This window comes from Mesorhizobium sp. M6A.T.Ce.TU.002.03.1.1 (genome assembly GCF_003997275.1).
Lineage (GTDB): Bacteria > Pseudomonadota > Alphaproteobacteria > Rhizobiales > Rhizobiaceae > Mesorhizobium > Mesorhizobium mediterraneum.
Genome location: NZ_RZTI01000045.1, coordinates 35,241 through 41,785, shown reverse-complemented (window position 1 = coordinate 41,785; position 6,545 = coordinate 35,241). Strand labels below are relative to the sequence as shown.

Below are 6,545 nucleotides of genomic sequence, written 5' to 3'. Positions count from 1 at the left end.
CATTACCGACCTGATCGGATTGCGGCTCGTTCTTTTCGAGAGCGCTCTGATATTTCCGCGTGAACTTCGTGATCGACTCCTCCCGGTCCTTGATGCGGCCGGTAGCGGCCGCCACCGCAAGATCGCCATGGGCGAGAAGTGAGCTGAGCAGGGTGAGGAAGGCGTCCTTCGCCTGCTCAAGGCGCTGTGCGTTGTCGTTGTAGTAGTTGCGGAATGCGGCCTTCTCGGCGTCAAAATCAAGTGACGGCATGCTGATTGTTCCCCCGGCTGCACTAAAGCCTGCCAGCAGCCGCCAGCAAAGCGATTTTTCGGAACCTTACCCCGGGATCGATTTAGCCGTTTGTCCGCTGCGGTGGGCTCGCGCTACGGCAGCTCTTGAGAAGGCGCTCCCAAAAGCCGCTGCTCCGCTTGCGTGAAAACGGGACGTCCGAGTAGTGGCTTGGCGATGCCCGTAGTTGGCACGACCTGTTCGTTCACGGCAGATGAGCCGAACGGCAACTTTCCACACCCCGAGCGGCTGTTGTTGTTGTTGTTGGGTATCAAGCGTCATGCGACTTGAGCCGCTTTAGCCGGATACGGACCGGCCTCCTCAGTCGTACCAAATACATGTGGCTACCCCGAGGCGATTCGCAGCGGCCTCGACGAGTTCGCGCGCTGACGGACGAACGTACCTAGGCGCAGCTCGAAATAGAAAGGCCGTTAGTGTCGTGCCGTTGGTTCCGTAAGATCGTTCGAACAGAGCACCAAGTAGCGACTTCCAGTCGTCAGCTCGCCCCCACGCCACAAATGCGCCGTCGGAGAAACGGAAGCCGTGAGGCTTTATGAAGCTCTCCGCGACGTCCTGGCGGTGTCGCTGTAGGATGCGCAATACCTGGCCTTCATGCAGGTTGAGCTTTTGGCGGCTGAAGCCTTTGAGGAGCGTGTCCTTGATATAGACCCTTACAGATCGAGCATCCATGTGGGCGGCGAGAGTTCGGCCGATATCGCTGTCGGTCCATTGCTGATAATGGCGCGCTTTCTCCGATTGGGTGAGAGAATCCCACTGGAGGCGGTCTGCCGTTTGCCAAAGGCGCTCCCTGATCGCGTCTCGGATCTCCCTCGGGACGGTCAATGCACGCCCCCTCGCGGAAGCGTGTTCGGATATTCGAAGCTGGGCAAATCTAACGTGGGATCCCCCTCTCGAAGCAAGAGTGACGCTTGGTCCTTGACCCATTCCATCAGGAAGGAGCCTGCGGACCGATCCGCGAATTCGATGAGATGGCCGCCCAATGGCAGCTTCTCGGTCGGCGCGTTTAGTCCCGCCATTCGTTCCAGTTCGGTGACTTCGGCAATGCGGCGCAGGTCTGTTACGAAATCAAGGATAACCACCTTGTCCTTGCCTGGCTTTATGCGAAGACCGCGGCCCAGTTGCTGCACGAAAATGCGACGGCTGTGGGTCGCGCGCATGAACGCGATCAGATCAACGTCGGGTACATCGACGCCCTCGTTGAATAGATCGACGGTACAGAGGACATCAATGGTACCCCTCTTAAATTGCGACATCAGCTTGTCTCGCTCGCGAGCTGGCGAGGCTCCGAACATCGCTTCAGCCCGGAAGCCGAACAGGCGGAGCATCGCAGTGAAGTGCTCCGCGTGATCGACGCTCGGCGAGAAGACTAGCGCGGACTTGCGGTTCTCCTGCTTGAAGACGTCGGCGAAGATGCGAGCCGCTTCTTCGTCGCGGGTGGGAATAATCAGCCGCCGGTTCAATTCAGTCAGCGTGTAGCCATAGGCCGAGGCGTTCTGAATAAATTCCCAGTCAATGTTATCAGCAAGCAGCCGATAATCGACCTCGCTCAAATAACCAAACTTCAAACCCTCAGCGATGCCAACGCGAGAGAGAGATTGGCCGACCACGCTATCAATGTCGAATTCGTCGCCGCGCCATGGGGTGGCAGTCACGCCAGCGAGCCGCTTAGGAGCGAGTTTATGCAACACCTCCTGATATGTCCGTGAACCGATGTGATGCGCCTCGTCCACGAAGACAGCGTCAAATTCCGGCAGCTTCTCAATCCGGCTGTGAACCGTCTGAACCGTCGCAAATGTGACTCCCTCCCAGTAGGCAGGTTCCTCTTCCGGCGCGAGAAGATGTGTGGCGACGTTCTTCGGCAGCTGCGCCCAGAACCCAATTTGGAGCTGGCGAACAAGTTCACGCTTGTCGGCGATAACTAGGATGCGTTTGTTTTCTAGGGTGCCGGCGTCAAAAAGGCGCGATGCGACCTCGGCCATCACGACCGTTTTTCCTAGCCCCGTCGCCAGGACAAGTTGGCCTCGACCTGTCTCCTCCAGCGCAGCAAAAAGACGATCACAAGCATAGTCCTGATAGGGTCGTAATTCCCTGCGAGTTGGCGGCAGATCGGGTACGCTCGCCATAATCTGCATAAGTTTGTTTGGGCTGAGCAGCTCGACCTTGAACCCAAGTTCCTTTACACGGGCCAACTCGTCGATAAGGGCTTTGCCTGGCGCGCGGCTGGTCGCCAGAGCCATGCGATGGGCCTCGTAAAATCGGCCAGCCGCGAGCACCTCCTCGACCGCCGCTTTCGGGGGTGATGAGGTGCTCGTGAACTTACACTGGACAACCCAAACTTGGCCGGCCTTCACGCCCACGACATCGGCGCCCATGTCGCCGGTGCCACCGACGATGCGGACATCGTCGAACCCCGCAAACATAAACGCTCTTGCGACGTCGCGCTCAAAAGCCTGCCATGGACCGTCAAGCAGGCGGCGCTCATCGAGGAACGGGTGGCTCACAGGATTTCCCGGTCAGGACGTAGGAGACTGACGGACATCAATCCTCGGACCAGTTCCTCCTTGCGAATGTCGCCTAGAATTGTGCTGTCAGCCTCCGCGAGCCAAGAGGCGTCCGAGACGAGCGACTTCGCTCGGTCGATGACTTGCTGTTTAGCGCGCTCGGTAAGCTGGGCGTCACCATAGTCAAGCGAGGAATAGGGTGTGTCCCAGAACGTTCCGTCGAAGACGAGCTTCGGGAACGCCTCGATAATCTGCCCGAGGATCGTCACAGGTGCGGCGGTGAGAAACGAGCCGTCCGCGATTGGAGCTGCGGGCGCGATACCTTTTCGAGCTAATGCTCGCATGACATCAGACCGTTGCTCAACAGTGAGGGCATCGAACAGCTTGCTGGTTTCAGTACCCGGCATGTTGTGGAGAATCGCTCTAGCCAATGTGGATAGCGCATCGCTCGCGTCCAACGCGATCATTCTAGCGTCCAAGCTTGCCGTCTGGGCGTAGTGCTCACGATAGTAACCTAGCAGCGCGGCATTGGAAGGCGCTACTTTCGCGGTCCGCAGATACTCGCCGGTGAGAAACGAGAGTTCGATGAGAAGCGCGTCTAGAGGTTCGAGCGTGATGGAACGAAACACATCGGCTCGCGGCTTGAACAAGAAATGATAGGTCCTGGTCACCACCTCGCCCATAACGAGACTCCAGGCGGCGTCAGTGCCGATGTCTGGATCATGCGCGACGCACTCAAACGCCCTAACGGTGAAGGTCTGACCAGCTGGGGCGTAGACGTAAGTTCTGGATAGGCTCGGAGCCTCGCGCCGTTGCGCGCGATAGTCTGGCGAGGGTGGTGGCGCGACCTGTGGCGCTTCCGCTTGTGGCTGCTCAGGCTCATCGAGCAAGCCTTCCGGCAGCTCATCGTCATCAATACTTTCGTCACCCGGGGTGCCGGATGTTGTAAGCAGCCGCCGCTCGGCCTCCTCGATGAGGCGCCACCAATGGGTATCCTCCTGATAATCGGGATGTCCGTCATAGAACTTTTGAGAGAGTTCCTTGGCGATCCCATTGTCGGGGACCGCCAGAAGGCGCCTCCAACCGCCAGCGACGCTGCTATGCGGCCTTATTCGGCGGAACGCTCGATAAAGCTTGAAGAGAGGACTGCTGTTGTTGGTGTGCCCGAGTTCTCGAGCCTTCTCTGGACGTAGCGGCCCTTCGCCCCGGATGAGCTTCACCATCTCATCCCAAGCCGGGTCAGTCCTGTCGAAGCGTTCCTTGGCGAAATTCACCCGGCAGTGATCAATGTGGATTTCGCCCACAAACCGACCGCGTCGGCTCGGGTCATCGATCGGGTATTCAGGCTCCTCACCGTTGTCGCCGCGCCAGATGAAGAGGTCTTTGCTGCTGAGTTCGATCTTCCGTCCGTTCCGGATGAAATCGAGGCCGAAGTCGACGGTATCCGCATAGCGTTGAAGGCCGATCCAACCATGTACACGCCGTGTTCGTCTCTGCAGAGTTCCCTCGCCTCCACACACTGGGCACACCTCGGGCGCGGTAGTCGGGATTGCGACCCAGTTCATGCAGGATATGCAATGGTGGCGGTCGCCGAGAGGATAGTTGAACGTTTGGACAGCGAGCACCTCGCCAAGGTCGGGCAACTCGGTTGATCGAGTTTCCCCCCAAAGACAAAACGGGCGGGATTGGACCACGCGGTTATTTAGATACAGCTTGAACTCAATTGGGTGGCCATTAGGTCGGAGCATCGCGGCATAAGCTTGCGACAGCCTCTTTCTGAGCTGTGATTGATTGCCGGACTTCGCAAGCCATTGGCGCTGCGTCGGCTTAAGCCGACGTATGATAATCTTCGTTCCGTGGACAGACGTGTCGGGCTTCGGCGTAGTCAGCAACGGGGTGCGAAAATTCCCCTGACGCTGCAGGCGATCGAAGTCGATCTCAAGACCATGCCACTCAGAATCGCCGGCCTGGGTCGTCCACACTTGAGTGGTTAGGCCTAAGCGCGCGGTTGCAATGTTGAACCCCATTCCGAAAAGACCGAGATTGTCGGTTGGATTGTTGCCCGACCAACCCGCCTTCACGGCTTTCTCGAGATTCTCGGTTGTCATTCCCGGGCCGTTGTCGACGATCTGAACGACGGCCTCCTCTCGGTCAGCTTCCGGAAGGGTGACCTGCACGACGGGATCACCTAAACCCTCGCCACGTCGCTTCGCGTGAAGAAAGCCGTCAATCGAATTATCCACCAACTCACCAATGCACCGCCACTGGTCGAGGTTGATCTCGCCGAGCATCGGGAGAACACGCGGCGAAGGGGCGAGATCAAACTCCCTCGTGCCGGCGGTCTGAGGTATTGCTTGCGTCATCGTCCCCCCCTCGATTCGATAGTGCGTGTCCACCGTAGATGATACAAGTTACCGGGGCGATGATGAAAGAGCGACAAACAGAAGATCTCGAGGCCTTCCTGGTGCGGATGCAGCCGACGCTAAGCGCGGCGTTGTCCAGACTGGCCGACACAAGCTTTCGATCCGATCCAATCGGAGGCACGAAGTATTCACGCGCGACCAGCATTATTAGTTCAGCCTATAAGCGACATGGCCAGATCCTGGGCCGCGCGCTGCTCGAGAGATTGAAGGATTGCGGACGTCTCCAAGTATGGACCGAGGACGAATTCAAACTCGGCCCAGCTTCCCGACTTGAACTGCAGAAAGCCAGACCGCCCGCCTCCTATAGGGAGATGTCGATGTCATATGGCGAGTACGATCAAACCATACCGGTTGATCTTCTCGTTTTCGACAACGCTAATGGCATCATCGGGTCGTACAATGTGAAACGTGGCAACGGCGCATATGATGCTGGGAAAAAGCGCCTGATCCTGAACGAGCTTCTGCGCACCCAGATGCATCTCAGAGATTATGCCCGTTCGATGGGGATCCCGGCGCGTGGTGCCGCCGCCTACATCGTGTTCTACTATGGGCTACGATCGATCCCCGAACCATTCTCGTTGGTAGGAGATGACCTCGATCAGCACTTCGATTTTCCTGTTCAGGCCGCGATTGAGGCGGTTAATGCTCGATTCCGCGATGAGCTCTACGCCTTGATCGAGCATGGAGCTGTCTGATCGAAGATGCAGCGCTTACAGGTCTGAGATTCCGGCCGACTCACGTGATATTTTCCCGGTCACGGAGGAATGGCTGAGAAACCCGGGCTCGTAATCCGTGCTTCGCTCCAGCACCTTGCGGCACCGCGGTATCCAGACAAGACGCGTGTCCTGAACCAGCGGCTTTCGCCAGATGATCCAGGCGTATCCGGTGGCGGTGGACGCCTTTGGGTCCAACCGCCCCTTTACCATCGGCACTCGCTCAGAGAATTGAGCGACCATTGTTGGAGAGAATTTGGAGAAGACCCGCTGGTGTCGACCAATGCTCTCGAGAAAGACGGTGCGCACGAGAAGGGCGACGCCGACGCGCGCGATTTGGTGAGCGTGCAGAAAGAAGTCCTCAGCTAAGCGAAAGGGCGGATTGGTGATTACCCAGTCGGTGATCGGGCGGCTTTCAATTGAAAGAAAATCGCGGCGATCGCCGTATCCGTAGCCGCCGATGTCGCTCACCTCCAGTGTACGAAAGTAGGGTCTCAGCGCTTCAGCCATGTGGCCGCGTCCGCACGCGGGTTCGAGACAACTCATCGACCCTACTTCATCAACTCCAAGCACATGCTCGATGAGCGCCCGAGTGGCCCACGGTGGGGTGGGAAAATCG

The 6,545-nt window shown here is 58.1% G+C and carries 5 protein-coding genes and 1 pseudogene; 1 reads left to right on the top strand and 5 read right to left on the bottom strand.

Annotation, left to right across the window (positions count from 1 at the left end):
* The 4 genes and pseudogenes from EOC93_RS15690 to EOC93_RS15675 form a co-directional block, all read right to left on the bottom strand.
* Positions 1 to 250: pseudogene (locus EOC93_RS15690) on the bottom strand ((p)ppGpp synthetase); the annotation flags it as partial.
* Between the two features lie 339 nt (positions 251 to 589).
* Positions 590 to 1,111 carry a hypothetical protein gene (locus EOC93_RS15685; RefSeq protein WP_127205052.1) on the bottom strand — a complete coding sequence of 174 codons (522 nt, stop codon included), beginning with the start codon at positions 1,109 to 1,111 and terminating at the stop codon, positions 590 to 592.
* Positions 1,108 to 2,790 (bottom strand): DEAD/DEAH box helicase family protein, encoded by a 1,683-nt coding sequence (locus EOC93_RS15680; RefSeq protein ID WP_127205051.1) that lies wholly within the window; start codon positions 2,788 to 2,790, stop codon positions 1,108 to 1,110. The genes EOC93_RS15685 and EOC93_RS15680 overlap by 4 nt, the downstream gene beginning before the upstream one ends.
* Positions 2,787 to 5,153: an ATP-binding protein gene (locus tag EOC93_RS15675; protein WP_127205050.1), complete on the bottom strand. Its 2,367-nt coding sequence runs from the start codon at positions 5,151 to 5,153 to the stop codon at positions 2,787 to 2,789. Before EOC93_RS15675 ends, EOC93_RS15680 begins: the two co-directional genes overlap by 4 nt.
* Before the next feature lie 59 nt (positions 5,154 to 5,212).
* On the opposite strand from EOC93_RS15675, the gene EOC93_RS15670 reads away from it, so the two are divergent.
* Positions 5,213 to 5,908, top strand: a complete 696-nt coding sequence (locus tag EOC93_RS15670; RefSeq protein WP_206532244.1) for a hypothetical protein — start codon at positions 5,213 to 5,215, stop codon at positions 5,906 to 5,908.
* A gap of 15 nt (positions 5,909 to 5,923) precedes the next feature.
* On the opposite strand, the gene EOC93_RS15665 is transcribed toward EOC93_RS15670, so the two are convergent.
* The gene (locus EOC93_RS15665; protein ID WP_245461470.1) at positions 5,924 to 6,436 is read right to left on the bottom strand and encodes a methyltransferase; all 513 of its coding nucleotides are present in this window, start codon (positions 6,434 to 6,436) and stop codon (positions 5,924 to 5,926) included.
* Positions 6,437 to 6,545: the final 109 nt, after the last annotated feature.